Annotated in this window: 25 protein-coding genes; 6 read left to right on the top strand and 19 right to left on the bottom strand. The window is 63.6% G+C overall.

What is annotated here, in order from left to right; translation table 11 throughout:
* Nucleotides 1-7: 7 nt before the first annotated feature.
* From phhA to FKL89_RS19810, 4 genes are all read right to left on the bottom strand, one after another.
* Complete coding sequence (phhA, locus tag FKL89_RS19825; protein WP_156864432.1) at nucleotides 8-844, bottom strand: phenylalanine 4-monooxygenase; 837 nt, start codon at nucleotides 842-844, stop codon at nucleotides 8-10.
* A gap of 69 nt (nucleotides 845-913) precedes the next feature.
* On the bottom strand, nucleotides 914-1,618 hold the full coding sequence (locus FKL89_RS19820) for an SH3 domain-containing protein (protein ID WP_156864431.1): 705 nt from the start codon (nucleotides 1,616-1,618) through the stop codon (nucleotides 914-916).
* A 186-nt stretch (nucleotides 1,619-1,804) separates the two neighbouring features.
* Complete coding sequence (locus FKL89_RS19815) at nucleotides 1,805-2,407, bottom strand: SH3 domain-containing protein (protein ID WP_156864430.1); 603 nt, start codon at nucleotides 2,405-2,407, stop codon at nucleotides 1,805-1,807.
* Nucleotides 2,408-2,508: 101 nt separating this feature from the next.
* Nucleotides 2,509-3,612 (bottom strand): YeeE/YedE family protein, encoded by a 1,104-nt coding sequence (locus FKL89_RS19810; RefSeq protein WP_156864429.1) that lies wholly within the window; start codon nucleotides 3,610-3,612, stop codon nucleotides 2,509-2,511.
* A gap of 335 nt (nucleotides 3,613-3,947) precedes the next feature.
* On the opposite strand from FKL89_RS19810, the gene FKL89_RS19805 reads away from it, so the two are divergent.
* The 3 genes from FKL89_RS19805 (at nucleotide 3,948) to FKL89_RS19790 (ending at nucleotide 7,624) form a co-directional block, all read left to right on the top strand.
* The gene (locus FKL89_RS19805) at nucleotides 3,948-4,313 is read left to right on the top strand and encodes a ribosomal maturation YjgA family protein (protein ID WP_156864428.1); all 366 of its coding nucleotides are present in this window, start codon (nucleotides 3,948-3,950) and stop codon (nucleotides 4,311-4,313) included.
* Nucleotides 4,314-4,526: 213 nt separating this feature from the next.
* A complete protein-coding gene (locus FKL89_RS19800) occupies nucleotides 4,527-6,308 on the top strand; it encodes a serine/threonine protein kinase (RefSeq protein WP_156864427.1) in 1,782 nt (593 codons plus the stop codon).
* Entirely contained in the window at nucleotides 6,305-7,624 is a 1,320-nt protein-coding gene (locus FKL89_RS19790) for an OmpA family protein (protein WP_181955209.1), read from the top strand. Before FKL89_RS19800 ends, FKL89_RS19790 begins: the two co-directional genes overlap by 4 nt.
* A gap of 173 nt (nucleotides 7,625-7,797) precedes the next feature.
* Here FKL89_RS19790 and mutY read toward each other — a convergent pair whose 3' ends face one another.
* From mutY to FKL89_RS19740, 10 genes are all read right to left on the bottom strand, one after another.
* Complete coding sequence (gene mutY / locus FKL89_RS19785; RefSeq protein ID WP_156864426.1) at nucleotides 7,798-8,880, bottom strand: A/G-specific adenine glycosylase; 1,083 nt, start codon at nucleotides 8,878-8,880, stop codon at nucleotides 7,798-7,800.
* Nucleotides 8,881-8,920: 40 nt separating this feature from the next.
* On the bottom strand, nucleotides 8,921-9,859 hold the full coding sequence (gene ybgF / locus FKL89_RS19780; RefSeq protein ID WP_156864425.1) for a tol-pal system protein YbgF: 939 nt from the start codon (nucleotides 9,857-9,859) through the stop codon (nucleotides 8,921-8,923).
* A gap of 3 nt (nucleotides 9,860-9,862) precedes the next feature.
* A complete protein-coding gene (gene pal, locus FKL89_RS19775) occupies nucleotides 9,863-10,438 on the bottom strand; it encodes a peptidoglycan-associated lipoprotein Pal (protein ID WP_156864424.1) in 576 nt (191 codons plus the stop codon).
* Nucleotides 10,439-10,547: 109 nt separating this feature from the next.
* Complete coding sequence (tolB, locus tag FKL89_RS19770) at nucleotides 10,548-11,819, bottom strand: Tol-Pal system beta propeller repeat protein TolB (RefSeq protein ID WP_156864423.1); 1,272 nt, start codon at nucleotides 11,817-11,819, stop codon at nucleotides 10,548-10,550.
* A complete protein-coding gene (locus FKL89_RS19765; RefSeq protein WP_156864422.1) occupies nucleotides 11,816-12,760 on the bottom strand; it encodes a septal ring lytic transglycosylase RlpA family protein in 945 nt (314 codons plus the stop codon). Before FKL89_RS19765 ends, tolB begins: the two co-directional genes overlap by 4 nt.
* Complete coding sequence (gene rodA, locus FKL89_RS19760; protein WP_156864421.1) at nucleotides 12,757-13,860, bottom strand: rod shape-determining protein RodA; 1,104 nt, start codon at nucleotides 13,858-13,860, stop codon at nucleotides 12,757-12,759. Before rodA ends, FKL89_RS19765 begins: the two co-directional genes overlap by 4 nt.
* Nucleotides 13,857-15,782, bottom strand: a complete 1,926-nt coding sequence (gene mrdA / locus FKL89_RS19755) for a penicillin-binding protein 2 (RefSeq protein WP_156864420.1) — start codon at nucleotides 15,780-15,782, stop codon at nucleotides 13,857-13,859. Before mrdA ends, rodA begins: the two co-directional genes overlap by 4 nt.
* Before the next feature lie 12 nt (nucleotides 15,783-15,794).
* On the bottom strand, nucleotides 15,795-16,337 hold the full coding sequence (gene mreD / locus FKL89_RS19750; RefSeq protein WP_156864419.1) for a rod shape-determining protein MreD: 543 nt from the start codon (nucleotides 16,335-16,337) through the stop codon (nucleotides 15,795-15,797).
* Nucleotides 16,334-17,248 carry a rod shape-determining protein MreC gene (mreC, locus tag FKL89_RS19745; protein WP_156864418.1) on the bottom strand — a complete coding sequence of 305 codons (915 nt, stop codon included), beginning with the start codon at nucleotides 17,246-17,248 and terminating at the stop codon, nucleotides 16,334-16,336. Before mreC ends, mreD begins: the two co-directional genes overlap by 4 nt.
* Before the next feature lie 85 nt (nucleotides 17,249-17,333).
* A complete protein-coding gene (locus tag FKL89_RS19740; protein WP_156864417.1) occupies nucleotides 17,334-18,377 on the bottom strand; it encodes a rod shape-determining protein in 1,044 nt (347 codons plus the stop codon).
* A 292-nt stretch (nucleotides 18,378-18,669) separates the two neighbouring features.
* Here FKL89_RS19740 and gatC point away from each other — a divergent pair, with 292 nt between their 5' ends.
* From gatC to gatB, 3 genes are read left to right on the top strand one after another with little or no spacing between them, the layout of a single operon-like run.
* Complete coding sequence (gene gatC, locus FKL89_RS19735; protein ID WP_156864416.1) at nucleotides 18,670-18,957, top strand: Asp-tRNA(Asn)/Glu-tRNA(Gln) amidotransferase subunit GatC; 288 nt, start codon at nucleotides 18,670-18,672, stop codon at nucleotides 18,955-18,957.
* Nucleotides 18,957-20,417: an Asp-tRNA(Asn)/Glu-tRNA(Gln) amidotransferase subunit GatA gene (gatA, locus tag FKL89_RS19730; RefSeq protein WP_156864415.1), complete on the top strand. Its 1,461-nt coding sequence runs from the start codon at nucleotides 18,957-18,959 to the stop codon at nucleotides 20,415-20,417. The genes gatC and gatA overlap by 1 nt, the downstream gene beginning before the upstream one ends.
* A gap of 8 nt (nucleotides 20,418-20,425) precedes the next feature.
* Nucleotides 20,426-21,871 (top strand): Asp-tRNA(Asn)/Glu-tRNA(Gln) amidotransferase subunit GatB, encoded by a 1,446-nt coding sequence (gene gatB, locus FKL89_RS19725; protein ID WP_238363439.1) that lies wholly within the window; start codon nucleotides 20,426-20,428, stop codon nucleotides 21,869-21,871.
* Between the two features lie 142 nt (nucleotides 21,872-22,013).
* Here gatB and FKL89_RS19720 read toward each other — a convergent pair whose 3' ends face one another.
* From FKL89_RS19720 to FKL89_RS19700, 5 genes are all read right to left on the bottom strand, one after another.
* Nucleotides 22,014-22,883 carry a dienelactone hydrolase family protein gene (locus tag FKL89_RS19720; RefSeq protein WP_162527603.1) on the bottom strand — a complete coding sequence of 290 codons (870 nt, stop codon included), beginning with the start codon at nucleotides 22,881-22,883 and terminating at the stop codon, nucleotides 22,014-22,016.
* Nucleotides 22,884-22,967: 84 nt separating this feature from the next.
* On the bottom strand, nucleotides 22,968-23,627 hold the full coding sequence (locus FKL89_RS19715) for a YebB family permuted papain-like enzyme (protein ID WP_156864413.1): 660 nt from the start codon (nucleotides 23,625-23,627) through the stop codon (nucleotides 22,968-22,970).
* Nucleotides 23,628-23,750: 123 nt separating this feature from the next.
* Nucleotides 23,751-24,182 carry an acyl-CoA thioesterase gene (locus tag FKL89_RS19710; RefSeq protein WP_156864412.1) on the bottom strand — a complete coding sequence of 144 codons (432 nt, stop codon included), beginning with the start codon at nucleotides 24,180-24,182 and terminating at the stop codon, nucleotides 23,751-23,753.
* Between the two features lie 25 nt (nucleotides 24,183-24,207).
* Nucleotides 24,208-24,747: a DNA-processing protein DprA gene (locus FKL89_RS19705; RefSeq protein WP_156864411.1), complete on the bottom strand. Its 540-nt coding sequence runs from the start codon at nucleotides 24,745-24,747 to the stop codon at nucleotides 24,208-24,210.
* Between the two features lie 213 nt (nucleotides 24,748-24,960).
* Nucleotides 24,961-26,436, bottom strand: a complete 1,476-nt coding sequence (locus FKL89_RS19700; protein WP_156864410.1) for an ATP-binding protein — start codon at nucleotides 26,434-26,436, stop codon at nucleotides 24,961-24,963.
* Nucleotides 26,437-26,462 lie beyond the last annotated feature (26 nt).

Genomic DNA, 26,462 nt, shown 5'->3' with positions numbered 1-26,462 from the left:
CCTCCGATCAGGCGCCTTCCGCGCGCAGCGATTCGTAGTACGGCGCGAAGTCGGGTGCCGTCTCGGTGCGGAGCTGCTCGAATGAGTCGAGCACGAAGTAGGTGTTCTGCACGTCGTCGATCAGGAACCGCGTGCGCATTGAGCGCATGGTGTCGAACGGCAATCGCGCTGGCACGTCACTCTCCAGCGCGTAGAGCAACTCTTTCGGCGACGACAGCACACCGGCACCATAGGCCAGCAGCTTGCCCTGCTGCCGGATCAGCCCGAATTCGATGGTGTACCAGTACAGCCGCGCCAGCCAGTCGAGTCCACCGAGTTGCTTGGCCTTCAAGGCGCCGTGGCCGTACGCCTCCAGATGATCGGCATAGATCGGCGTGAACAGCATCGGCACGTGGCCGAAGAAATCGTGGAATAGATCCGGCTCGACGATGTAATCGAACTCGCTTTCCTCACGCAGCCATACGGTGACCGGAAAACGGCGGTTGGCGAGATGGGTAAAGAACACATCGTCGGGCAGCAAACCGGGCACCCCGACCAGTTGCCAGCGGGTGGCGGCCTTGAGTGCCACATTGACCTGCGCGAAATCGGGGATGCCGCGCCGCATGTCGAGCGCCGGATTGCCGAGCACCGCGCCGAGGAACTCGCTGCATGCGCGGCCGGGGATCAACGCGAGCTGGCGTTCGACCAGTCGTAACCAGCGGGACTGCTCGGCCGCGCTGTAGTCGTCCATCTGTTGCGGCACGGTGTAATCGGCCGCCATCCGGGCGTAGTTGCCACGCAGCCCAGCGTTTGGGTTATGCGTCTTGGCAGAAATGTCGAAGGCAGGCGTGGTGGCGTTTTGCATCCGGCCATTTTGCACAGGGAATGCGCAACTAAATGGCTAATTTCATCGAATGGACGCCACCAATGACCTCTACGGGCGGAAACTGTTCCCCGGCTGATGTGCCGGCGGCATGGCGCGCTGCTGGTGCTGCTGCGGCTGGCGCGGCGCCTGCTCGGTTACCCGCTGACGCTCGCGATGCTGCGGCGGCGCCACATAGGACGGTGAGTTGTAGTGCGGCCTGGGCTGCGGCGCAACGTGCACGGGCGGCGGGTTGTTGTACACACGTGGCTGCGGCGCGACGTAATGCGGACGTGGTGCCGGTGCCGCATAGGCCGGTGGCGCGTAACCTGGGCGCCAGCCGTCCCAGCGATGGCGATCACCATACCAGGGGCGGTCGCGGTAGTAGCTGTCCCAGTAGGAGCTGGCCGCGTAGCCCACAACCGGGAAACCATAGCGGGCGCCCACACCGTAGATGGGCACACGCCGGCTCTGGTAGTAGTACTGCAGGTGGCGGGCATTGGCCCAGCCGCGCACGGAGCCGCTCGATACATCACACCAGTAGTAGCCGCTGACGCAGCCGTGCACATATACCGAGGTGCCGGTGCCAAGCCATGCTACTGCGGGGTAGCCACGGTCGGGACCGGCGCGCAGATTGGTTCGAGCCGAGACATAGGCCTGCTGCGCTTCCGCAGTTGCCGCCAGTGTCAGCGATGCGCTGGCGACGATCACCGGCAGCAGCGCAAAACCGGCGCGGCGCGCCAGTTGGGCGACAAAGGCAAAGGTGGGCGTTTGCATGACTTCTCCTTGGGTGTTTCGAAGCACTCTACTGATGGACGTGATGGCGGACCGCAATGTGCCACGCCAGGGCCGAATCGCGGCATCACGCGCGATCAGCCTATGGCCAACGCCTGCCAGCGACCTGCCGTTGACCCGCGTGTCGATGATGCGTATGTCTTGCAGCAGACCGCTGCCTCAGCCGGGCTACTGCGGCTTTGGCATCGGGATCGGTCGCGGCGGTCTTGGCGGTTGTGGCTGAACCACTGGTGGCCGGGGCGGACGCACCACAGGCGGCCTTGGTGGCTGCGGACGTACGACCGGCGGGCGCGGCGGTTGCGGCGGTGGACGCCAGCCCGGTGGCGGTCGGTTGCCGGGGCGCCACGTGTTCCACTGATTCTGGCTGCGATACCAGGGCCGGTCGCGGTAGTAATCGTTCCAGTAGCTGCCGAGAATGAAGCTGACAATCGGCAGGGCAAGCTGCGCGCCGTTGCCGTAGATGGTGACAGGTTGTCCCTGATAGCTGTACTGCAGGTTGCGCGCAAATACCCAGCCACGGTCAGGTCCGGCGGTGACATCGCACCAGCGGTAATCGCTCAGGCAGCCGTTGACGTACACCGCAGTGCCGGCGGGCAACCAGACAACCAGCGGGTAGCCGCGGTCGGGTCCGGCCCGCACGTTGACCGGCTTGGTGGTGAAAGCCTCCTGCGCCAGCGATGCAGACGCCAGCAACAGGGCGATCACCGCAGCGGCGGCACGCAGAATCGACCACTGCGACGGAGAACCGGGAGCACGAACAAAACGCGTCATGGCAACCTCCTGATGTCGTCACTTTAGCCCATCTGGCCGTGGCGAGCTGGTGCTGGATCAACAAGATTGCCAATTGTCAGGCCGATCAGGCGGCGGCCCGATCACCCGATTTGATCAAGCCGCCACAGTTGATACCGGAGCGCGAGCCGACAGCCGATCACGATGGCGATCAGCGTCAGCAGCGAGCCGACGGCGAGCGTGCTCATGCCGGAGAGCCCCTGTCCGACGGTGCAGCCCAGCGCCAGCACGCCGCCAAAGCCCATCAGTGCGGCGCCGGCCAGGTGATTGGCCAAATCTTCGGTCGACGCGAAACCCTCCCAGCGGAAAGTTTTGGTTGCAAGCGCCATCACGCAGGCACCGGCGATCACGCCGAGAACGCTGGCGATCCCGAAGGTGACAAATTTGCTCTTGTCGCTCCAGAAACCGAGCAGTTCGAGCAGGTAGGCTGGCGGCGCGGTGAAGGTCAGCGATTCCGGGCGGCCCGAATTGGTGCTGACCCACGCCGCCTCAAGCGTTTCCGGGTGTTCGGCCACGAAGCCGATGCGGCCGCTGACATACCAGCCGGCCACTACCATCAAGCCGACGACCAGACCGCCAAGCCAGTTCCACTTGTCAGCGCGAAACTCGCGGCCGGCGAGCGCAAAGGCGACCAGCGCAGCGCCGACCACGGCAGCAAATGCCGCCGCCGCGACGCCGCTGAGCCCGAGTAGAGACGGGATGTCCTGGGTAGTGGGCAAGGTCACCGCGACGGCGTCGAGCGTGGCAACGCGAAATACCGCAAGGATGCCGCGCAGCGTGAACCACGCGAAGACGCCCATCACCAGCAGCGTTACCAGCGCCCGCAGGCTGCCGGCACCAACCCGCAGCAGCGTCTTGCTGCCGCAGCCCGACGCCAGCGTCATGCCAAAGCCGAAAGTCAGCCCACCCACGATGTGCGACAGCCAGATCAGCTTGGGCGCCACGTAGAACGATTTACCCATATCCACCATGCCTGACCACTTCAGCCAGGCGACACCGATGATGGCCACACCCACCGAGGCCAGCGCCATGCGCGCGCGCGTCCAGTCGCCGAAATTGGTGACGTCGGAAATCGCGCCCATCGTGCAGTAGTTGCTGCGCTGGGCCACGGCGCCGAACACGACGGAGAGCAGAAAGGCCCAGAGGGCGGCGCTGTGCTGGATGGAGACGAGATCGGTGGCAGACATGGCAGGCAGGCTCGCGGGGCGCAGAAAGCAGGGGCGGACGACATTATCGGCGGACTGCAGTTGCCTGCGAAAGTGAACGTCTGCCGGAATCGCACTCTGCAGTGCCCAATACGGCAGCAGAATCAGAACATCTTTTTGCTGAAACCCCTATCCAAACAGGGCTAGACACCGCAAAACACTGTTTATCGACTATCAGCCAAAAATACATATCAGCCCTTTTGTAACAGGGCTTTGAGCAAAAAGCTGATGTATTGCGACGGGTAGAAAGCACAACGAACTACCCGGCTACGCGCCGCGTAGCATCCGGGCTTCGCACCACACTCGAGGCAATGTCAATGCCCGGCAAACGCCACTATGCGCTGATCGCTCTCGCTCTCTTCGCGGTGGAGGTTGCCATCGCGTTGCGCTGGATTGGCGGGGAATTTGTCCGTGGCAGTGTTGGCGATGTTCTGGCGGTGATGTTCGTCTATGCACTGCTGCGGGCGATCACGCTTTGGTCCATGCCCAAGACTGCGCTGTTGGCCGTAGCAATCGGCTTCGCCGTCGAGGCGTCGCAGTACGTGCATCTCGCCGAGCGCCTGGGCTTCGCCAAAGGCAGCGTGATGTACGTGCTGCTGGGCAACACCTTCAGTGTGATGGATCTGTTCATGTACGGCATCGGCGGCGCGCTGGCGTGGGCGCTTGATCGCCGTTTCGGGTGACGCTCAGGGCAGCAGATTCCCGCGAAATGCTGATTGAGATGACGCGCGGCAGTGACCGGCGTGCTGCGCGTCACCACACGCTGCATGTGACAGACAGGTAAATACGGAAAATGCCGTATCTTCATGCCAGCCATGCCAATTGCATAGCGTTGCCTGCCCTTGCGGCTAAACTCCAAGACCCGCCTGGCATAGAGCAAACCACGACCTCTACCCGTGTCTTCCGACGCCAACCCACACGCGCTTGCCCCCGGCACGCGCATCCTTGATTACACGATCGGGTCAGTGATCGGCACCGGCGGGTTTTCGATCGTCTACAAGGCGATGGACGAAGCGCTCGGCCGCACCGTGGCGATCAAGGAATATTTCCCCGCCGCCTTCGCGCAACGCGGGCGCGACGGCACCGTGCAGCCGGTGTCGCGCGAGAAGGACACCTTCAGCACCGGCATCGTCAGCTTCACCAACGAGGGCAAGCTGCTGGCGCAGTTCGATCACCCGGCGCTGGTGCGCGTCTATCGCTGCTGGGAGGAGCGCGGCACGGCCTATCTGGCCATGCGTCTGTACGACGGACTGACGCTCAAGGACGCAGTGAAGAGCGGCGCCTGGCAGCTTGACGAAGCGGCCATGCAGGCGCTGCTGGTGCCGTTGTGCGAAACGCTGGACCTGCTGCACGCAGCGCACTGTTATCACCGTGACGTGGCGCCGGACAATATCCTGCTCAGCGATGGTCAGGCGCCGGTACTGCTCGACTTCGGCGCGGCGCGCAAGGCGATCGAGGGCACCCAGGTGTTCACCGCGATCCTGAAGCCGGGTTACGCGCCGATCGAGCAATACGGCGACGGCGACCTCAAGCAGGGCCCGTGGACCGACATCTATGCGCTGGCCGGGGTCATGCACTATGCCCTGTGCGGCGAACCGCCACCGACGGCGATCAGCCGCATCCTGAAGGACTCGATGCCGCGTCCGCGCGAGCGCTTCTACGGGCGGCTGCCCGAGCGCTGGCTGGATGCGATGGAGGCAGCGCTGGCGGTGAAGCCGGAGAACCGTCCGCAGAGCATCGCCGAGTTTGTCGAGCTGTTCGGCTGGAACGAGGCCGCTGCGCCATTGCCGCTGGATGCGCCGGCGCCGGTGACGGTGGCACCGCTGCCAGCCACGCCGCCGGCAACCGCGCCATCGCTCGCCACCGACTTTGTAAGGATGCCGCCGCCGACACTGCCGCGGTCGCCGGACAACGTTGCACCCGAAGCCGCTGCGCAGTCCGTCGCCCAGATGCAATTGATGCGCGAGATGGCCGCTGCCGAGGCCATCGACGATGACCGCACCGTGGTCATGCCGCGTCGGCCGACCACCGCCAGTGGAGCGCCGTCGTCACCGACGCCGGCCTATGAGCCTGCGGGGTCCGGTGGCAGACGTGGCGTGTGGCTGGCGATCGCTGCGGTATCAGTCGCGCTGATCGCGGGCGCCGCGTGGAAGATGACGCGGCCGGCAGTCGCGGTGCCGCCCGTCATTGCGCCGGCCGCAGTCCCGGCCGATGACGCGTCGGCCAGCACGAAAACGTCTTTACCAGCAACACCGCCGATTGCCCCGGTCAGCGAACCGAAGCCGGAAGCGAAGGACGAAACGAAGACCGAAACCAGAGCCGAGCCAGTGGTAACGCCGCCGGTATCCAGACCGACAACCGAGCCGCCGCCCGCGAAAGCCGCCGACAAGGCGGGTGACAAGGCGGCAGACCTGGCGAAAGCGACAGCCGCGCGACCCGATGGCAAAACCACCGACCTGCGGACTGACAGCAGCAAGGACCCGGCGGTTGACCCGCGAAAGGACAGCCGGAACCCGCGCACCCGGCGCCCGACTGAAACCACAGAGGACGACGAGTTCGCCTCCGACCGCGCGGTCATGCGCCGCCCGGTGCGATGCAGCACCCTGCTGGAGACCTTCCAGTTGGGCAACCCGCTGAGCGATGACGAACAACGCTTTTTGAAGGAGAACTGTCGATGACGAAGTACAAACTGCCTTCACAACAAGGCGCGGCCACGGCTATTGGGCCGACTGCGTCTGCCCTGCCGCTGGCGCTGCTGGCGTCTGCCCTGCTCGCCCTGTCCGGCTGCGCCAGCACGCCGCCGCCAACGGTTGACCATGCACCGCCGCCGGTCGCCGTCGTGCCACCACCGCCGGCACCGGCGCCCGCACCAGCGCCCGTAGCGCCGCCTGCGCCGCCCACCCCGGTTGCGTTCGAGACGGCCATCGTCAACGCGGCGACGACGCTGTTCAAGAACGCCAGCGCCAACGTCGCCAGACCGCGCGTGGTGGTGATTGACCCGCTGGTGGATGCCGTCAGCGGCCAGCAGAATGTCGCCAGCCGGCACATTGAAAAGCGGCTGCGTGAGATCGTGCGCGAGCAGTTCCCGGCCTTCGAAGTGCGCGAGTTCTCCTCGGCCAACGTGGCGAAAGCGCCCATCGTGCTGGTCGGCACCTTCACCGGCATCCAGCTCGACAACACCACCGTGGGGGTGCCGCAGGCCTATCGCATCTGCTTCGCGCTGGCCGATCTGGCCGCCGACAAGATCGTCGCCAAGAGCGTCGCCCGGGCGATCCCGGAAGGCATCAACACGACGCCAACACCCTACTTTGCCGACACCCCGGTGTGGGTGAAGGACGCGGCGGTCGATGCCTACATCAAGACCTGCCAGGGCACCAAGCTCGGCGACCCGATTGATCCTGTTTATCGCGAGCGTATCGACGCTGCCACGCTGGTGTCGGACGCGATCCTCGCCTACGAAAAGCGCGATTTCCGCCGCGCGCTGGATCTCTATGGCCGCGCCGTGCGCTCAGCTGCCGGCGATCAGCTCCGCGTGCACAGCGGGCTCTATCTCGCCAACTGGAAGCTCGGCAAGCGGGCGGATGCCGAGAAAGCGTTCGGCCACATCGTCGACAACGGCATCGCCAACAACAAGCTCGCGGTCAAGCTGCTGTTCCAGCCCGGCAAGACGGATTTCTGGGCCGACAAGCAGGTGAGCGGGCCGTATCCGATCTGGCTGCGACAGATCGCCAGCAAGCTGGCCAAGACCGACCGCTGTCTCAATGTCATTGGCCACACCAGCCGTTCGGGGCCGGAGCCGGTAAACGAGCGTCTCAGTCTGGCGCGGGCGCAGAACATCAAATGGCGGCTGGAATCGGCGACGCCGGATCTGGTCACCCGGGTCAAGGCCACCGGCATGGGCTTCCGCGAAAACGTGGTTGGCACCGGCAGCGACGACCTCAGCGATCTGCAGGACCGGCGCGTGGAGTTCAAGATCGGCGCGTGCGGCGCGTAGCGGCGCCTGCGTCTCGTTCGGGATCAATGGCTTTTCGCTGAAAAGTCCATTTAGTCTGGGCCGGAGGCGTAAAAGCGCCTCATGTCGACTTACGCGCGTTTACTGCATTGAGCCCAATTCAAATGCGGTTCTTGGTAAAAAGTCGTTAACGGTCCAGCGCGCCGTGACCGCCATCAGGCGATGCGCTTGGCGTCGGACATCGATATCAGCAGTCGGCTGATCGGCTTCGGCAGTGCCGCCCCGCTCGCGTCTGCCAACGCCAGCCAAACTGTTCCCGAGTCCCGTGCGACCGGCGTACGGCCTGCAACTGCGACCTCGGTGATCACCAGCGTCAAGCGGAAGTGGGTGAAGGTGTGCACGATGTCCGGCAGTTGCCGGGTATCGCCGATGCGGTTGACGCCAAAGCGTTTGCGCAACAAAGCCGGCAGCGCGCTTTCATCATCGCCGATCTCCGGCAGGCACCACAGCCCGCCCCAGATGCCCGGTGCCGGGCGTTTGACCAGCAACACATCGTCACTGTGACGAAGCAGCAGGTAGCGCTGCCGCCGTTCCGGCAACGCTTTCGCCGGGCGCGCGGTCGGCAACTCGGCTGTGCGTCCCTGCTCGCGCGCAGCGCAATCAGCCGCCACCGGGCAGCCACCGCAGCGCGGATCACCGCGCGTGCAGACGGTGGCGCCGAGGTCCATCAGCCCCTGCGTATAGGCGACGATGTCGGCCGACTGCGCAGGCAGCCGCTCACTGGCGATCTGCCAGAGCTTCTTTTCGACCGTTGAAGCGCCGGGGAAGCCATCCACCGCCGCATGCCGGGCAAGAACGCGTTTGACGTTGCCGTCGAGGATTGGCGCGACTACATCGTAAGCAAAGGCCGCGATGGCTGCGGCGGTACTGCGGCCGACACCCGGCAGCGCGGCGAGCGCGTCAACGTCGGCCGGGAAGCGCCCGCCGTGCTGCGTCACTACCTGTTGCGCAGCACGATGCAGGTTGCGGGCGCGGCTGTAGTAGCCGAGCCCTGCCCACAGTGCGAGTACGTCGTCTTCGCTTGCAGCAGCCAGCGACAACACGTCGGGGAAACGTTGAAGAAAGCGCTCGTAGTACGGCAGCACCGTCGTCACCTGCGTCTGCTGCAGCATGATCTCGGACAGCCAGATGCGATAGGCGTCGCGGGTGTTCTGCCACGGCAGGTCGTGGCGACCGTGCGTGCGTTGCCAGGCGACGATGCGGGCGGCGAAGCTGTTGGCCCGCTGGCCGCTCGTCATGGCCGATTGATCACGACGCGCGACGTCGGAGTGCCGTCACTCAGCGCATGCCCAGCCGTTGCCGTGCCTTGGTGGCCGCTTCCGACGACGGGTATTTGCTGATTACCTCTTGCAGGCTGGCGCGGGCGGCTTGCAGCTCGCCGAGGTCGGACTGCGCGGTGGCGATGTTGAGCAGCGCGTCAGACGCCTTGGCGCTGTCCGGGTGCTGGGAGAGCAACTGGCGTTGCGCCGCGATGGCGCCGCGATAGTCACGGGTGGCGTAGAGCGAATTGCCGATCCAGTATTGCGCCGATGGCACCAGCGTGCTGCGCGGGAAGTTGCGGATGAAGGCCTGGAACGTCGCGATCGCCTCGCCAAAGCGGCCAGCGCGGAACTGCTCAAGGCCGAGGTCATAGGCACGCTGTTCGGCCACCGGGTCTGTCGGCGGCTGCACCGGCGCAGGCGGAACGCTGCGAGACGGATCGCCATTGGCAGCGGGCACGGGTGCACCACCAGCACCGGTGGCTGGCGTGGCGGGCGGCGTGCTGCCCGTCGGGCCAACGGTCGCCGGTGGCATCGCGGCGGGCGCGGGCGCCGCTGTTTGCGCAGCGGCGAGCTGCGTTTCCACTTTGCGCAAGCGACCATCGAGATCGACGTAGAGATCGCGTTGCCGCTTCTGCGTGTTCTCCATCTCGTTTTGCAGCAGCTCAATCTGGCCGCGCAGACGGGCGAATTCCGCCTTCAGCGTTTCTACCTGATTGAACAGATCAATGATGCTGCGGTTGCGAGCCTGCGCCTCCAGCTCGGCCACGCGCTGATCCAGCGTGCGCTGTGTCTCGGCGATCTGATTGCGCAGTTGCAGGATCTGCTTGCGCGCTTCCTCGTCATCGAACAACCCGGCTTGGGCACTGGCCGCGAGAGTCAGGGCCAGCGCGGCTACAGGGCCGGACAGCAGCTTTTTGGTGAACAACGGCGCGGGCGGAGTACGCAGCAAGGGCATCGGCTATTCCCCGGCGTAACGCAGGTCGCAGCGGCGGTTCTCGGACCACGCCGCTTCGCTGGAAGCCGGGTTACGCGGCTTCTCCTCGCCGAAGCTCACCGTCTCGATCTGCGCCTCATTGACGCCGAGCAGCGTCAGCACGCGCTTGACGCTCTCCGAGCGCTTCTGGCCGAGCGCGAGGTTGTATTCACGGCTGCCGCGCTCGTCGGTGTTGCCTTCGACGGTCACGCGCGCGTTGCGGTTGCTCTTGAGATAAGCGGCGTGGGCCTCCAGCAGCGGTTTGTACTCGTCCTTCACCACAAAGCTGTCGTAGTCGTAGAAGATTTCGCGGCGTGACAACGGGCTGCGCGGGTCTTTCAGCGGGTTGCCGCTCATGTTGTTGCCCTGCAGGTTGCTGCCGCTGGCCCCACTCTGGTTACCCATGCCGCTGGTGGACGTACCGCTTGACCCAGACGTGGCGCCCGTTGCAGCTGTCGCATTGCGGTCTTCCACCGGCGTTGCCTGCTCCGGCGTTGATGAGCACGCGGCCAGCATGCTGGCGGTGGCGATTGCGAGAACCAGTTTCCAGAGTTGTTTCATTGCCATCCCTTTCATTGTTTGCTGGCCGTTTCGCGATCAGTCAGCATGGCGAGGTAATTCGTGGTGAACCGAACTGCTTGCTGCGGAAAATTGTTGTGCGGGCCTGCCATCATCGTGGCAGCGGCCCCCAGGCCGGCTCGCGCACATCGGCGTTGCTCGCGCCCAGACGCTGCTTGACGCGACCGTCGGCCGACACCGTGGCCAGCACACCCCTGCCGTTATACACCGAGGCGTAGGCGATCAGCTTGCCGTTGGGCGCGAACGAGGGTGACTCGTCCACCGGCCCCTGGGTCAGCAATTGCACCTGGCGCGAGGCGAAATCCTGCACGGCCAACATCTCGCGACCGCCGTCGCGGCGCACGAAGACCATGCTCTTGCCATCGGCGGCGACGCGCGGATTGGCGTTGTAGCTGCCTTCGAAGGTTACGCGCTCGGCATTGCCGCCATCCGGCGACATGCGATAGATCTGCGGTGTGCCGCCGCGGTCACTCATGAAGTAGATGCGGCCATCCGGTGCCCAGTTCGGCGCGGTATCGATGGCGCCGCTGTTGGTCAGGCGGCGCAGGTTGCTGCCGTCGGCATTGGCAAGAAAGAGCTGGGTACCACCGGCTTGTGACGACGCGAACACGATACGACCACCATCGGGTGACCACGCCGGTGCCGACTGGTTGCCGGACGCGCGTACCAGCAGGGCGCGTTCGCCATTGGCCACGTTTTGCACGTAAACACTCGGCTTGCGGCCTTCGAACGACACATAGGCAAGCCGGCCGCCATCAGGCGACCACGCGGGCGAGATGATCGGCTCGGTGGAATTGACCACGGCCACCGAATTGGCGCCATCACTGTCGGAGACGATCAACTGAAAGCGGCCGGGCGACTTCGACACATAGGCAAGCCGCGTGCTGAACACGCCTTTCTCGCCGGTCAACTGCTCATAGACGATATCGGCGATGCGGTGGGCGGTGGCACGCAGATCCTTGCTGGCGACCACAAACACCAGGCCGGTCAACTGCGACTGCTTGGGCACATCAACCAGCCGGAAGCTCACGCTGTACTGGCCATTGCCGGTCGGCTGCACGGACCCGATGACAGCAGCGTCCGCGCCTCGCGCCTTGAGATCGGCGAACGGTACAGCGGCAAGCTCGGCGCTGCGCGGCAAGCCATTGCTGTTGACGGTCTTGATCAGGCCGCTGCGGCCGAGATCGGCTTCAATGACCGATGACATTTGCTGTGCGTTGGGGTCGGCGCCCGCGAAGCCGGCCACGGCGACGGGAATCTGCTGGGCACCGACGCCAACGATGTCGATGGTCAATTGGGCGTGCGTGTTGCTGGCGACAAAAAGCGCAGCGAGCGCGAGGAGACGGGCGAATCTTGATGTCATCGGACGCTGCCGCTGATGATGGGGAGAGAGGTGGCGAGTATGCCCTGCGCACGGTCACGTGCGATGACAGCGGCTTCGCGGCTGTCAAAGGGGCCGAGGCGGACGCGGAACAACGCATCGATCTGCTGTACGCGGGGAGTGGTGGCGAGTTCAGCGCTCATTCGCTGTTGGAACACCTGAGCGTTGGCAAAGTTTCCAAACGCGCCAAGTTGCACGTAAAAAGCTTCACCGGCCACCGCGGCTGCTGGGCCGGTTGCAATTGGTGCGGGCTCTGACGGCGGCGATGGTTCGACCGGAGTGGCTGGCTTGATCGCCACCGCTGATGTCGCTGACGCTGAAAACGGCGGCAGCAACAGCTCAAAGTCAACTTCGCCGCTGCCGCCCTGGGCGATACCCAGGCGGTGCGCCGCTGCGTAGGACAAATCAACGACACGGCCCGGATGAAACGGCCCGCGATCATTGATGCGTACGATCACGCTGCGCCCGCTGCGCGGGTTGCTGACGCGTGCGTAGCTCGGCAAAGGCGCGGTCGGATGCGCAGCGGTCATCGCAAACATGTCGTAGACCTCGCCGATGGCGGTCTTCTGCCCGTGAAACTTGCGGCCGTACCACGAGGCAACGCCGCGTTGCCGAAGGGGAGTCAGCGCTGTCAGCGGCGTGTAGTCAACACCGAAAACGTTGTAGGGGCGATTGGCGAAGCGATGCAGGGGCTCCGCGCGCGGTTCGGCATCGGGAATCCGGTCAATGTCTGCGGGCAGGTTTGCTGCCGGGCCGTCGTCCTTGTAGTAGGCACCCGGTCGGGTTCCGGAAGGTGTTGACGGTTTGCTGGCGCCAGTGGTGGCACGTGGAGGCGACTTGCTGGCGCAGCCGCCCAGTCCCAGCAACAGGGCGGCGCCAAACGCGCCAGTGACGAGGCCGATGAGGACGCGATGGCGAGTCAAGAATTCACCAGCTTGCGATGGGTTTGCACACTCATCAGGATACCGACTGCGATAAACAATGTCATCAGCGCCGTGCCACCGAAGCTCATGAACGGCAATGGTACGCCGACGACGGGGAGCATGCCGGTCACCATGCCCATGTTGACGAAGGCATAGGTGAAGAACATCAGCGTCATTGAGCCGGCCATCAGGCGTCCGAACAAGGTGGACGCGTTGGCCGCGATCAGGAAGCAGCGGCCGATCATCAGCAGGTAAAGCAACACCAGAACCGCGCAGCCGAGCAGGCCGAACTCTTCGCCATACACCGCGAAGATGAAGTCGGTGTGCTTCTCCGGCAAAAACTCCAGATGGGTTTGCGTGCCATTGAGCCAGCCCTTGCCGAGCAGTCCGCCGGAGCCGATGGCGATCGCCGCCTGCGTGGTGTGCCAACCTGCGTCCTGGGCGTCCTGCTGGGGGTTGAACACGGTCAGGATACGTTCCTTCTGGTAGTCGTGCAGCCAGTTGAACTCCCACGCGCCCCAAAACGTGAGCCCACCGACCAGCGCGCCACCGACGATGATGCGCCAGTCGAGACCGGCCAGATAGAGCACAAAAAAGCCGGATGCGCCGATCAGCAGCGCGGTACCCAGATCGGGTTGACGCACCACCAGACCGAATGGCAGCGCTACCAGCAAAGCGGCCACCACAAAGTTGCGCCAGTTCATGCTGCCTTCGTGCCGCTCGAAGTACCACGCGAGAATCAGTGGCAAGGCAATCTTCATGATCTCCGACGGCTGGATGTTGCCGACGCCGGGGATTTTCAACCAGCGACGGGCGCCCTTCACCACTTCGCCGCCAACGGCAACGCCCAACAGCAGCACGATGCCAATGGTGTACAGCGGCACCGCAAAACGCGCGATGAATTGCGGCGATAGATTGGCAATCACAATCATGATGGCCACCGCGATCACCACCTTCTGTGATTGCGAAATGACCCGCCCCATCGTCTCGTTGGCAGCGCTGAACAGCACCAGCAGACCGAGTGCCGCGATGGCGGTAACGATGGCGAATAGAAAGGGGTCCAGATGATCAGTCAACTTGGACCACAGTTGCTGCATCATCGTGCACGCCTCACTTCCGCTGCCTGTGCGGCTGCCGCCACTTGTTCGCTGCGATCGACGTTGCGCTTCAGCGCCGCCTCCAGCAGCGATGCGTCAAAGTAGGCGTCCATCACCTTGCGCGCGATCGGCGCCGCTGCCTCCGCGCCAAAGCCGCCGTTTTCAACGAAAGCCACCAGGGCGATTGTCGGCTTTTCGAGCGGTGCCAGCGCGATATACCAGGCGTGATCGCGCAGTCGCTCCGCAATCTGGGAGGCTTTGTATTCGCCGCCGCGCAGACCAAACACCTGAGCTGTGCCAGTTTTGCCGCCGCTGGTGTATTTGGCATTCAGAAACGCGGTGCGACCAGTACCCTCTTTCACCACACCCGCGAGGCCGCGCAGAACGGCGTCGACATGGGCCTCCTTGAGTGGAATGCTGTAGGAGGGGGCCGGCTGCGTCAGTCGTGATTCGCCGGTACGTGCGTCCTGCACCCGCTTCACCAGATGCGGCTTGAACGCCACCCCGCGATTGGCAAGGATTGCGGTGGCGTAGGCCATCTGCAGCGGCGTGAAGGTATTGAAACCCTGCCCGATGCCCAGTGAAACCTGATCGCCGACGTGCAGCTTCGGATCTTTCGGGAAGCGCTTCGCCTTCCATTCGCGCGTTGGCAGGATGCCGGGCAACTCGCCGTCAATATCGATGCCGGTCTTCTGGCCGAAACCGAAGGGCTTCATGAATTTCGCCCACTCGTCGATGTCGGCCTCGGCAGCGACCTGGTAGTAGTAGGTATCGCAGGACACCGCGATCGACTTCACCAGATCAACGGCGCCGTGACCACCCACCTTGTCATCGCGCCAATAGCCGCCGCCAAGCCGGAAGAAGCCGGGGTCGCTGATCGCCTGTTGCGCTGTCCGTATGCCAAGCTCCTGCGCCATCAGCGCCATGAACGGCTTGTAGGTCGAACCGGGCGGGTACGCTCCGCGCAAGGGCCGGTTGAGCAAAGGCTTGTCCTCGGAGGTGTTGAGTGCCTCCCAGTTTTGCGGGTCGATGCCATCGACAAACAGGTTGGGGTCGTAACCCGGCTTGCTGACGAAGGCGAGCACATCGCCCGTTGCCGGCTCGATGGCGACCAGGGCGCCGCGCTTGCTGCCAAAGGCATCCTCAGCAATCTTCTGCAGCCTGATGTCGAGTGACAGCTGCAGATTGTTGCCCGTCAGCGAAGGCTTGCGCGACAGCGTGCGAACCACGCGCCGTGAGGCATCCACCTCGACTTCAGTGGCGCCGGCCGTGCCGTGCAGTTCTTTCTCGTAGGAAAGCTCGATGCCCACCTTGCCGATGTAGTCGGAGCCCTTGTAGTTGGCGGTCAGCCCGGCCGCCTCGATGCGTTCTTTCTCACCCTGACTGATGCGTCCGATGTAGCCAATCACGTGCGAGGCAACTTCGCCAAACGGGTATTGGCGGAACAGCCGCGCCTTGATCTCAATGCCTGGCAGACGGAAGCGGTTGGCCGCGACGCGCGCTACCTCTTCATCACTTAGCCGCGACTTCAGCGGCAAACTGTCATTGGTACGGAATTCTTCGTAGAGCCGTTTGAAGCGGCGACGGTCGCGCGCCGAGATTTCAACGATCTTGCCCACCTCGTCGATGGCCGCGTCAACGTCGGCGATCTTCTGGGGGTTGAGTTCGAGCGTATAGGCCGAATAGTTGGACGCCAGCACCAGCCCATTGCGGTCAGTAATGATGCCGCGATTCGGCGCCTCGGGCTGCACATCAATGCGATTGGCCTCGGCGAGTGTCGCGAAATGGCGATACTGCACCACCTGCAGGTAGAAGAAACGGCCCAGCAATCCGAGGAAGCACAGCACCACAAGGATTGCGGCCAGTGTCAGCCGGCGCTGGTACCAGAAGACTTCCTGATCATAGTTGCGTAGTTCGGCAGCCATGACTTGTTGGTCTCAATCGAGCAGGGAGCGCACACGCTGCGGCCACTGCAGCAATGCGGAAATGATTGGCCAGATCAGCGCGCTGCTGAAGCTGCCCAGTACCAGTGCTGCACTCGGCAGCGACGCGCCGCTCATCAAGCGCAGCACCAGCACGACAGCCTGCGCGATCAGCAGCAGCCCAAGCACATGCAGCGCCTGCTGCCAGAGCGGGAAGCGCAATACCCGGCGATGAAAATATCCAGCGGCAAAACCAAGAATTGCATATGCCAGCGCATGCTGGCCAAACAGATTGGCTTCTACGACATCGGTCAGCAAGCCGCAAGCCCAGGCAACGCCCACCCCGATCCAGCGGGGCTGGTGAATTGCCCAGTACAGCAGCACCAGGGCGAAAAAGTCGGGGCGCATTGCCAGCGCAAATCCGGATAACGGCAGCAGGTTGGCGGTGAAGGCCAGCGCCAGCGTCAGCGCGACGAACCACGGCTTTGGCGCCAGCAGGATGTCCTCCGGCTTGGCGATCTTGAACAGTGGAGAATCGGGCAGGTGCAGGAAGCTCATCGGCGTTTTTTGCTGGGCGCTTCTTTGGCGACATCTGCGGCAGGGCGCGGCGGTGGTGCGGCCGGTTTGTCGAGGACCAGCACTGCGTCAGCACTGAGCAGACCAGCGGTTGGCGTGCACTTGATCACGGCAAACGGGTTTTCCGCCGAGCGCTGCACGCTGGCGATGGTTGCGACGCGAATGTTGGCGGGATAGAGGCCGTCGATGCTTGAGGTGAGCAATATGTCACCCTCCTTGACATCGACATTGCTGGCAACGTAACTGAGCTCGGGCGAGAGCCCGGGGCCACGGCCGTACAGCAGGGCCCGGTTGCCGGTGCGCTCGACCTTCACCGGCACCGCGAAATCCTTCTCGGTGATCAGGGTGATTTCAGCAAACAGCGGATGAACCCGGGTCAACTGCCCGAGAAGGCCCCGCTCATCAACGACTGCCGAGCCCGGTTCGAACGTCTGGGTGACTTGCCGTTCGACGAATGCCTTCTGCGAAAACGGGTCGCGCCCGAGATAAACGACCCGACTGGCCTGTGCCTTGATGTTCGCCGCCTGTGACATCAGCAGCAGCTTTTGCAGGCGCTCCGACTCCTGCCTGGCGGCGACGTGGGCCTGCTGTGCGAGCGACGCCTGCAGCAGATCGGCCTTGAGCCGGGTGTTTTCCTCACGCAACTCGGCGCGGGTGTCGAAGAATTCTCCAATACTCGTGGCAATCTGCCCAGGTATCAGCGCGGCCTGTTGCACCGGGTACACGACGGTGGCAATGGCCATGCGTACCGTTTCCAGCGTCTTGAAACGTGCATCGATGAACATCAACGCAAGCGAAATTACGCCGAAGAATGTGAGCCGCGCGATCGGGCTCGGACCGCGCTTGAAAAAGCGCGGCGGCTCGGAGGGCAACGAGGTTACGCGGCCTTGCATACTGCCTGCAGAAAAACAGGCGTGAGTCGCCCACCTACGCTTGCTCTGTCAAAGCGCGGGTGGCCAAACATCACGCGTAGAGACCTCAGTCGGTGGTGAAAATGGAAGACAGGCGATCGATGTTTTCGAGCGCCTTGCCACAGCCGCGCACCACACAGGTGAGCGGGTCTTCTGCCACTACCACGGGCAGGCCGGTTTCTTCCATCAGCAGACGGTCGAGGTCGCGCAGCAGCGCGCCGCCGCCGGTCAGCACCATGCCCTTTTCGGCGATGTCAGCACCGAGTTCAGGCGGCGTGCGCTCAAGCGCCTGCTTGACGGCGCTGACGATCGCGTTGAGCGGATCGGTCAGGGCTTCGAGAATCTCGTTGGACGACACGGTGAACGCGCGCGGGATGCCTTCGGCGAGGTTGCGGCCCTTGATCTCCATGTCGCGCACTTCGCTGCCGGGGAACGCGGAGCCGATCGTCTTCTTGATCGTCTCGGCGGTCGTCTCGCCGATCAGCATGCCGTAGTTGCGGCGGATGTAGTTGATGATCGCTTCATCGAACTTGTCGCCGCCAACGCGTACTGAACCAGCGTAAACCATACCGCCCAGCGAGATCACGCCAACCTCGGTAGTGCCGCCGCCGATGTCTACCACCATCGAGCCGGTCGCGTCGGAGATTGGCAAGTCGGCACCGATCGCGGCCGCCATCGGCTCCTCAATCAGGAACACCTTGGACGCGCCGGCACCGAGCGCCGACTCGCGGATCGCGCGACGTTCAACCTGGGTCGAGCCGCAGGGCACGCAGATGATGATGCGCGGACTCGGGCTGAACATCTTGCTGTCGAGCACCTTGCGGATGAACTGCTTCAGCATCTGCTCGGTCACGTTGAAGTCGGCGATCACGCCGTCTTTCATCGGGCGGATGGCCGTGATGTTGCCCGGCGTGCGGCCCAGCATCTGTTTGGCCGAGAGACCGACGTCCTGAATAACGCGCTTGCCGTTGGGACCGCCTTCCTGGCGGATCGCGACAACGGAGGGCTCATCGAGGACGATGCCCTTGCCGCGTACGTAAATCAGCGTGTTCGCTGTGCCAAGATCAATGGCGATGTCGGTGGAAAGATAACTGCTTAGAAACTTGAACATGACTTGGGTCTGCGGACACTCTTGTTGGGCCAGGCGCAGCAGACGCGACCACAGTCGCGCGCGGCACAAGGCATTTCGGCCTGACGCGCGAATCGCACTCAGGCCAGTAAACGAAATCCCCCGGAAACATCGACTGCAAGCCCTTTCCGGCGACGGTAGGGCCTACATTGCTTAGCCCGATATGTTACCCTACCAGACTTAAACAAACAGATATTCGACCCTGCGCCAAACGGCCTGCCGTCCCGATTCAAGCGGGTTTCAGGCGCCTCCGGACCGGGGCGACTCCTCCGACATGAGTCTCACCACCCAGGACATTGAGCGGATCGCGCATCTCGCGCGCATTGCCGTGACCCCCGTCGACGTGGCCGACGTGCAGGCCAAGCTCACCGGCATCTTCAAACTGATCGACGAGATGCAGTCCGTCAATACGCACGGCGTTGAGCCGATGTCGCACGGGCTCGACATGGTGCTGCGCCTGCGCGACGACGTCGTCACCGAAGTGAATCAGCGCGACAAGTTTCAGAAGAACGCGCCGGCTGCTGCAGACGGCTATTACCTCGTACCCAGGGTGATCGAGTAATGAGCTGGAACACCTTTGCCACTGTTGCCGAGACCAAGCGAGCCCTCGATGAAAAGAAGGTCAGTGCCGTCGAACTCGCCGAACACTACCTGGCCCGCGCCGATGTACTGAATCCGACGCTCAACGCCTACATCACCCTTGACCGCGAGAAGACGCTGGCCGAGGCAAAGGTGGCCGACGCCCGTCGTACGTCCGGGGATACTGCGCCCCTGCTTGGCGTGCCGATTGCGCACAAGGACATTTACCTGATCGACGGCTGGCGCACCACTTGCGGCTCGCGCATGCTGGAGAACTTCGTCGCGCCCTACACCTCGACCGTTGTCGCCAACATGGCTGCGGCCGGCATGGTCACGCTCGGCAAGCTCAACATGGACGAGTTCGCGATGGGCTCGTCCAACGAGACCTCGTACTTCGGTACTGTCAAGAACCCCTGGGACCTGTCGCGCGTGCCGGGTGGCTCGTCGGGGGGGTCGGCAGCGGCGGTTGCGGCGGGCCTCGCCCCGGCCTCGACCGGCACCGACACCGGCGGCTCGATCCGGCAGCCGGCAATGTTCTGCAATCTCACGGGCCTCAAGCCGACTTACGGCGTGTGCTCGCGCTTCGGCATCATCGCCTTCGCGTCCTCGCTTGACCAGGCCGGCCCGTTCGCCCAGACCGCCGAAGACTGCGCGCTGCTGCTCAACGCGATGGCCGGTTTTGATCCGCATGATGCGACTTCGCTCGACCGCCCGCGCGAGGACTACAGTCGCGATCTCGCCAAGCCGCTCGCCGGCCTGCGCATCGGCCTGCCCAAGGAATTCTTCGGCGAAGGCGTGGCACCCGATATTGCCAAGGCCGTGGACGCCGCGCTCGACGTCTACCGCAAGCTCGGCGCGACGACGGTCGAAATCTCGCTGCCCAACGTCAAGTACTCGGTGCCCGCGTACTATGTCGTGGCCCCGGCTGAGGCCTCGAGCAATCTGTCGCGTTACGAAGGCGTGCGCTTCGGCCATCGTGCCGAACAGTACGACGACCTGCTCGACATGTACAAGAAGAGCCGCGCCGAAGGCTTCGGCGCCGAGGTGAAGCGCCGCATCCTGATCGGCACCTATGTGCTGTCGCACGGCTACTACGACGCCTACTACCTGCAGGCCGGCAAGCTGCGCCGGCTGATCGCCGAGGACTTCAAGCGCGCCTACGAGGTGTGCGACCTGGTGATGGGCCCGACGGCACCCGAGAGCGCGTTCCAGTTCGGCGCCAAGAGCGATGATCCGGTCAAGATGTACCTCAACGACATCTTCACCATCTGTGCCAACCTTACGGGACAGCCGGCGATGAGCCATCCGTGCGGCACCGACGACAACGGTCAGCACGTGGGCATGCACGTCATCGGCAACTATCTCGACGAGGCGCGCATGTTGAACGCGGCGCATCAGTTTCAACTGGCGACGGACTGGCACAAGCGCCATCCGTCCATCTGAGCACGAACATGGCACAGTGGGAAATCGTCATCGGTCTTGAAACGCACGTGCAGTTGACCACGGCGTCGAAGATTTTTTGTGGTTGCAGCACCGCCTTTGGTGCGGCGCCGAACACCCAGGTTGGAGTCGTAGGCCTCGCCATGCCCGGCGCCTTGCCGGTCATGAACCGTGGTGCTGTCGAGCGCGCTGTGAAGTTCGGCCTCGCCATCGGCGCGAAGATCAATCAGCGCTCGATCATGGCGCGCAAGAATTACTTCTACCCTGACCTGCCGAAGGGCTATCAGATCTCGCAATTCGAGACGCCGATCGTGCAGGGCGGTGGCCTCACCATCACGCTCGACGACGGCGCTACCAAGTTCATCGAGCTCACCCGCGCCCACCTCGAGGAAGACGCCGGCAAGAGCGTGCATGATTTGTTCGACGGCCAGTCCGGGGTTGACCTCAACCGCGCCGGTACGCCGCTGCTCGAGATCGTGACCGAGCCGGTGATGCGCTCGGCCAAAGAGGCGATCGCCTACGCGCGCACGCTGCACAACCTCGTGCGCTATCTCGACATCTGCGACGGCAACATGCAGGAAGGCTCGTTCCGGTGCGACGTCAACGTCTCGGTGCGCCCGATCGGCCAGCAGGAGTTCGGCACCCGCCGCGAAATCAAGAACCTGAACAGCTTCAAGTTCATGCAGCAGGCCATCGACTACGAGGTGCGTTGGCAGATCGAGCAGATCGAGGACGGCAAGAAGATCGTGCAGGCCACGGTGCTGTTCAACCCGGACACCGGCGAGACGCGCGCGATGCGCACCAAGGAAGACGCGATGGACTATCGCTACTTCCCTGACCCCGACCTGCCGCCACTGGTCGTCAGCGACGAGGACCTCGCGCGCATCAAGGCCGCGCTGCCCGAGCTGCCCGCGGCCAAGTGCGATCGCTTCATCCGCGAGTACGGCCTGTCGAAATACGACGCGACGCTGCTTTCACAGGACGGTGCGACCGCCAGTTTCTTCGAGACTGCGGTCAAGGCCGGCGCGGATGCCAAGCTGGTGGCCAACTGGATGCTTGGCGAGGTTGCGGCTGCGTTGAATCGTGAAGAGAAGACCATTGAGCAGTCGCCGGTTAACGCCGTGCGTCTGTCGAACCTTGTCGCCCGCATCAGCGACGGAACCATCAGCCACAAGATAGCCAAGACAGTGTTCGAGGCGCTGTGGTCAGGTGACGGAGCGAGTGTTGATGCCATCATCGACGCGAAGGGCCTGCGCCAAATCAGCGACAGCGGCGCCATCGAAAAAATCGTCGATGAGGTGCTGGCGAAAAGCGCCGCACAGATTGCCGACTTCAAGGCCGGCAAGGAAAAGGCACTCATGAGCATCGTCGGCATGGTCATGAAGGCGAGCCAGGGCAAGGCGAACCCGGCACAGGTCAACGAGATCGTGCGCAAGAAACTTGGCAGCGGCATATAACAATATGTGCTAAGCCGGATCTACATGGGGCTTGACGGCACATTTTTGGCAAAGTCGACTTGCGTGACTTTCGGCCGCCAAGCCCAACGTAGATGGGCTTTCGGCGAAAAGTTGATGCTTCTCCTGCGTCAACAATCAACAATTACGACGACGTCACCGTGCGCGCGAGCCCGCGCTTGCGCAGCAGTGCATCAATCTTCGCCATTGCATCCTCACGCGCTTTCGGGTCGGGGCCGACGGTGACGCCCTTGTCCTTATTGACGCCGTTGGGCACTTCGCTGCGCACGCGCAGCTTGCCGGCGGGGTTGTCGAAGTCGTGATACGCACCGGGGTAGAGCGTGATGCTGACCGGCTGCTCGTTGTTCTTTAGTCGCGCGGCGAATGCGCTGCACGGCGGCGCCGGCGTCCAGTCGTCGGCATCACCCATCAGGATGGTGAGCGGCGATGAAATCTTCGCCGGGGCGTTGTCTTTGGCAAAGGGCGAACAGCCCGGATAGAAGGCAATCGCTTCGACGAACTTCACGTCGTCGCTGAAGTCACCCGGAGCCGACTGGCGATCAAGCGTCGCGGATTTATGGGTGATGGTGTTGAGCACCGTTGAGCCGCCGTGCGACCAGCCCCAGAGCACGATCTTCTTCGCGTCCACGCCGGGCCGTTCGCGCAGCCAGCGATGCGCCGCTATCACGTCCTCGACGCGATCAATCTGGCGGATGGTGCGGGCCTGCATTTTGACCGTGCAGACTTCTTCAAAACGGCGCGAGGTGAAGCTTTCCGGGAATACCACGGCAATGCCACGCTCCAGCAGCCAATCCTTCGCCGCCGCGTGCCGCGCATTGAGCTTGCGATTGGCGCCGAGACCACCGCAGCCATGCAGCAGGATCGCCGCCGCGCCAGTGGCCTCGTCGGCCGATGGCTTGAACCACTGTGCGCGCAGCGTCTTCTCTTCGCCGATATGCGGCGCCGGGATCTTCACGTCTTCGGCGTGCGCCGCAGCCAGTAACGAACCCGCCACGAGCATTGCGATTGTTTGCCCCACACACTGGTTTCTGCGCATTTTGCTTCCTCAAGCCTCACGTCGTATTGGCGCGACGGCCAATCATAGAACCAGACCGTCGAAGACCGCATGCAGGCGTGGATCACGACGCATCGATTCCGGCGTCACGGTAATGCGCTGCCAGGGAATGTTGCCGAAGAACCAGAGCTGCCAGAAGCGCTGATCCGCCTGCGGATTGCTTGCAAGCAAGTCTGCGAAGCGCTGCTCGTCGCCATAGACCGTTCCGGTGGCTTCAGCGAGCACCTCGCGCACAAAGCGCGAGCAGAACTGCCGCGAGGAGCTGAGGTTGAACCCGGTGTCGTAGAAGCGGCCCAACCGGGCATCCACGGCCACGCGCAAACGTGCCTGCTGTGCGCTGCTCAGCGGCGTAGCTGGTCGCAACATGGCAACGCGGCCATGATCCGAGCGCCGCACGAAGGACGACAGCGGCGTGATCTTTGACAGCGGCACCTTGCTTTCCGCAATCAGTGGCTCGTCGCCCGAAATGTCGATCACGACACCAACATGATTAGCCCAGCCGCCAGTGACCTCAGTGATTTTGGTGAACGGCGCAAACGGAATGCGGGTGAACACAATGTCACCGACGGCGAGTGACGGTGCAAGGGCGGCAAGGGTTTGTGGTGCAGTAGCGCAGGCGGCAGCTGCGCCCAGCAGCGCTGCGCTGACGAGCAGCGCCCGCAGTGCACGAAGAAAGAAGAACATGCGAATCTCCTGTTGAAAAGGACGATTCGAAGGCTAGGGGGCGAAGCCCGGTTTGCGGCGGTTGTGCTGGCGGGTGCTGTGACGTGAGCCGTCTGGTATCGCAATCAGCGACGATCAGCAGCGCTACACCAGCACGGTTGCACTATCCGGGGGCAGCTCGCGCGGCTTGCGGTCGGCACCGATCGCCACGTAGGTCAACTCGGCTTCCGTCACTTTCACGACCGTGGTGCCGCGATTGCGCTCGGAATACACCTCCACGTCCACCGTCACTGAGGTGCGGCCCACGCGCTTGACCGACGCGTAGAAGCTCACCACGTCGCCAATCTGCACCGGCTGCTTGAAGATGAACTGGTTCACCGCCACCGTGGCAATACGGCCCTTGGCGCGGCGCACCGCCGGAATGCTGCCCGCCAGGTCCACCTGCGACATGATCCAGCCGCCAAAGATGTCACCGTTGGCGTTGGCGTCGGCGGGCATCGGGATCACCCGCAGCGCCACCTCCTTGTCGGTCGGCAGCGAAATCGGCGGGGCGTCGGCGGCGGGTGTGTTGTGCATGGGGTGTCTCTGGTAGGTCGGCTGATTATCCGGCAGGCGTGGTCAGCAACTCAACGGCGCTGCCGGCTGCCTGCCAGCGCGCTTGCGCCGCATCCAGTGTGCCGCCGGGTTCGGCGTGGGCAATGACAATGCGCGTTGCCAACAGCGCGGCCAAGTCGTTGCGCTCTACAGCGAGGGTTTCGGTCAGGCGCTGGCTGGCAGTGTGTGATGTCACCACCGCCATGCGTTGTTCCGCCAGAGCAGCCTGCCACGCGCTATCGAACCCGGCGCCAAGGCGCGCGTTCGCCAGAGGGCGTGCAATCACCGCCACCACCGGGCACCGGGCTTGCAATAGCAGCGTCAACACCGATTGCTCCAGCGGCGAGTGAAAGCCGCTCACCACCGCGCGCCCCGCACGTGCTCGCGCCAGCGCCCAGTCGGTGCCCGCCCGGATTGCCGTGCCGGGGCAACGGCGGGACGCAAAAAAAGCGGTCAAAGGCTGCGCGAGCAAACCGGCGTCACCCACCCCATGCAGCGGCACCGAGTCCTTCTCGAGTGACCAGATGACTGTGTTTGTACCCAGCATTTCGATAATGAGTAGCGCGCTAACTATTTGATTTATCGAACGAATCGGCCAGGCGAGAATTCATTATTTTTCGGAGCCAATAATGACTAACGCTGCCAGCCCGCCGCCGACCATGCATGCGCGTCATGCGGTCGGTAGTCGCTCAGGTCGCGGGCATGTTACCGCCGTAACATGCCCCCGGCAGGATAATGAACCGCATCGCAACCAATTGTTTTACAAAGACTTTTCAGAATTCCCCGATTCATTATCAACCGTGTTTGATAATGAATCGGGCTCGGTCGGCGGCTTTTGTGGTTTGGTATAACGCGCCTGCTGGCGCGATGCCGCTGGTAGCGCCACCAGTAGGCGTTGCGCCACCCAATTGCGCAGCATGCGTGACGCCTCCAGCGTGTCCACGCCCGCAATGTCACGCAAATGCCGGTTGGCAATCGGGCCATTGCGGTCAATCCAGTCGCTCACCTGAGCCCAGGCCGCCGGGCGTTCCTCGTTCAGCAGTGTCAGCGTCACAGTTTCGACCGCCACGTCAGTGCTCACGCTGTATTGAGGTGGATAGAGCGCGGCAGCGTCCATTTCGGTGAACATCATCTTTACGCCCTCACCCGCATCAATGTTCGGCGGCAGCGGAAACTCGCGCAGGTTTTTCGCGAGCAAGGGGTTGCGCGCCTTGCTTCCGGCGCGGCCAATGGTGGCGGGGGTAATGTTGCCGGGGAACACGCCGGGGCTTTCCACCTCAATACGATCGTCAAAGATGCGCACGAAGATGTCGCGATTCAGCCGATAGTCGCGGTGCAGGATGGCATTCACAACCGCCTCCTTCACCACCCGCTCCGGGTAGGCGTGTTTGGCACGAAAACCACTGCCAGACAACGTGACGCCCTGTGCAATCTCGTTGAGCACCAGTGCCACCGTCGCGTCGATCTGCTCGATAAGCGGGCCGCGCACCGTTCTCGGTGGCTTGCGAAAGTTTGGTGTGGCGCCGGTGAGCACCGCCTTGCCGTCATACACCATCACCCGCACATCGGCCCGCGCGTCGTGCACCGCGAGCAGGCTGCCTGGTTCTTCTGCAAAAAGCAGCACCGCTGCACGCAGCGGAACCATTTCGCCGCCCACCTCTTTGGCCAAACCGATCTTGAACAGTTGCTCGGCGAAGCTGCCGGTCAATGAGCCGCGCCCCTGCAAAAACAGTCGCCACGCGGGCGTATCGAGCAGCCGCAAATCCACGGCGATCGGCTCGCTGGTGGCGCTGCGCGTGCCGCGCTGGTACTGCAGCTCGCCAATCTCGCTGGCGCTCATCTCGCGGTTGCTGGCATCCATGCGCGTCCATGTGCCCTTGCCCACGATGGAGTGCACTTTGTCGCTCTTCTCCACGCGCAGCATCACGATATGGCCCGGTTGCCCATTGTGCAACGTGCAAGGCACGCGCAGCCAGCGCAGCCCGCCCATCGCGGGCTCAAAGCGCGTCATGATTTCGCGCTGCAAATCGTCAAACGCTTCAGGGTTTTCCTCGATGCCGAAAAGCCGTGCACTCGGCGGTGCCCCAGGTTTCAGGTCTTTCGCATCGCCGATGCCAATAGCGATGATGCCGCCGTCGGTGTTGGCAAAGGCGCAGACGGTTTCCATCATTCGCGTGGCCTGCCCTTTGCCAATGCGCTTGAAATCCAGCGTACGGCTTTCCGCTGCGGCGAGCAACAGCTCATGCGTGCCTTGGCGCGTTC

It is taken from the genome of Casimicrobium huifangae, from assembly GCF_009746125.1.
Classification (GTDB): Bacteria; Pseudomonadota; Gammaproteobacteria; order Burkholderiales; family Casimicrobiaceae; genus Casimicrobium; species Casimicrobium huifangae.
The sequence above is the reverse complement of the archived record's forward strand: the minus strand, read 5'-3'. Positions and strand labels throughout refer to the sequence as shown.

Excerpts from the sequence above, each read along its gene's own strand:
- phhA (WP_156864432.1), bottom strand. The coding sequence starts at position 844 with ATGCAAAACGCCACCACGCCTGCCTTCGACATTTCTGCCAAGACGCAT.
- FKL89_RS19820 (WP_156864431.1), bottom strand. The coding sequence starts at position 1,618 with ATGCAAACGCCCACCTTTGCCTTTGTCGCCCAACTGGCGCGCCGCGCC.
- FKL89_RS19815 (WP_156864430.1), bottom strand. The coding sequence starts at position 2,407 with ATGACGCGTTTTGTTCGTGCTCCCGGTTCTCCGTCGCAGTGGTCGATT.
- FKL89_RS19810 (WP_156864429.1), bottom strand. The coding sequence starts at position 3,612 with ATGTCTGCCACCGATCTCGTCTCCATCCAGCACAGCGCCGCCCTCTGG.
- FKL89_RS19805 (WP_156864428.1), top strand. The coding sequence starts at position 3,948 with ATGCCCGGCAAACGCCACTATGCGCTGATCGCTCTCGCTCTCTTCGCG.
- FKL89_RS19790 (WP_181955209.1), top strand. The coding sequence starts at position 6,305 with ATGACGAAGTACAAACTGCCTTCACAACAAGGCGCGGCCACGGCTATT.
- mutY (WP_156864426.1), bottom strand. The coding sequence starts at position 8,880 with ATGACGAGCGGCCAGCGGGCCAACAGCTTCGCCGCCCGCATCGTCGCC.
- ybgF (WP_156864425.1), bottom strand. The coding sequence starts at position 9,859 with ATGCCCTTGCTGCGTACTCCGCCCGCGCCGTTGTTCACCAAAAAGCTG.
- pal (WP_156864424.1), bottom strand. The coding sequence starts at position 10,438 with ATGAAACAACTCTGGAAACTGGTTCTCGCAATCGCCACCGCCAGCATG.
- tolB (WP_156864423.1), bottom strand. The coding sequence starts at position 11,819 with ATGACATCAAGATTCGCCCGTCTCCTCGCGCTCGCTGCGCTTTTTGTC.
- rodA (WP_156864421.1), bottom strand. The coding sequence starts at position 13,860 with ATGATGCAGCAACTGTGGTCCAAGTTGACTGATCATCTGGACCCCTTT.
- mrdA (WP_156864420.1), bottom strand. The coding sequence starts at position 15,782 with ATGGCTGCCGAACTACGCAACTATGATCAGGAAGTCTTCTGGTACCAG.
- mreD (WP_156864419.1), bottom strand. The coding sequence starts at position 16,337 with ATGAGCTTCCTGCACCTGCCCGATTCTCCACTGTTCAAGATCGCCAAG.
- mreC (WP_156864418.1), bottom strand. The coding sequence starts at position 17,248 with ATGCAAGGCCGCGTAACCTCGTTGCCCTCCGAGCCGCCGCGCTTTTTC.
- FKL89_RS19740 (WP_156864417.1), bottom strand. The coding sequence starts at position 18,377 with ATGTTCAAGTTTCTAAGCAGTTATCTTTCCACCGACATCGCCATTGAT.
- gatC (WP_156864416.1), top strand. The coding sequence starts at position 18,670 with ATGAGTCTCACCACCCAGGACATTGAGCGGATCGCGCATCTCGCGCGC.
- gatA (WP_156864415.1), top strand. The coding sequence starts at position 18,957 with ATGAGCTGGAACACCTTTGCCACTGTTGCCGAGACCAAGCGAGCCCTC.
- gatB (WP_238363439.1), top strand. The coding sequence starts at position 20,426 with ATGGCACAGTGGGAAATCGTCATCGGTCTTGAAACGCACGTGCAGTTG.
- FKL89_RS19715 (WP_156864413.1), bottom strand. The coding sequence starts at position 23,627 with ATGTTCTTCTTTCTTCGTGCACTGCGGGCGCTGCTCGTCAGCGCAGCG.
- FKL89_RS19710 (WP_156864412.1), bottom strand. The coding sequence starts at position 24,182 with ATGCACAACACACCCGCCGCCGACGCCCCGCCGATTTCGCTGCCGACC.
- FKL89_RS19705 (WP_156864411.1), bottom strand. The coding sequence starts at position 24,747 with ATGCTGGGTACAAACACAGTCATCTGGTCACTCGAGAAGGACTCGGTG.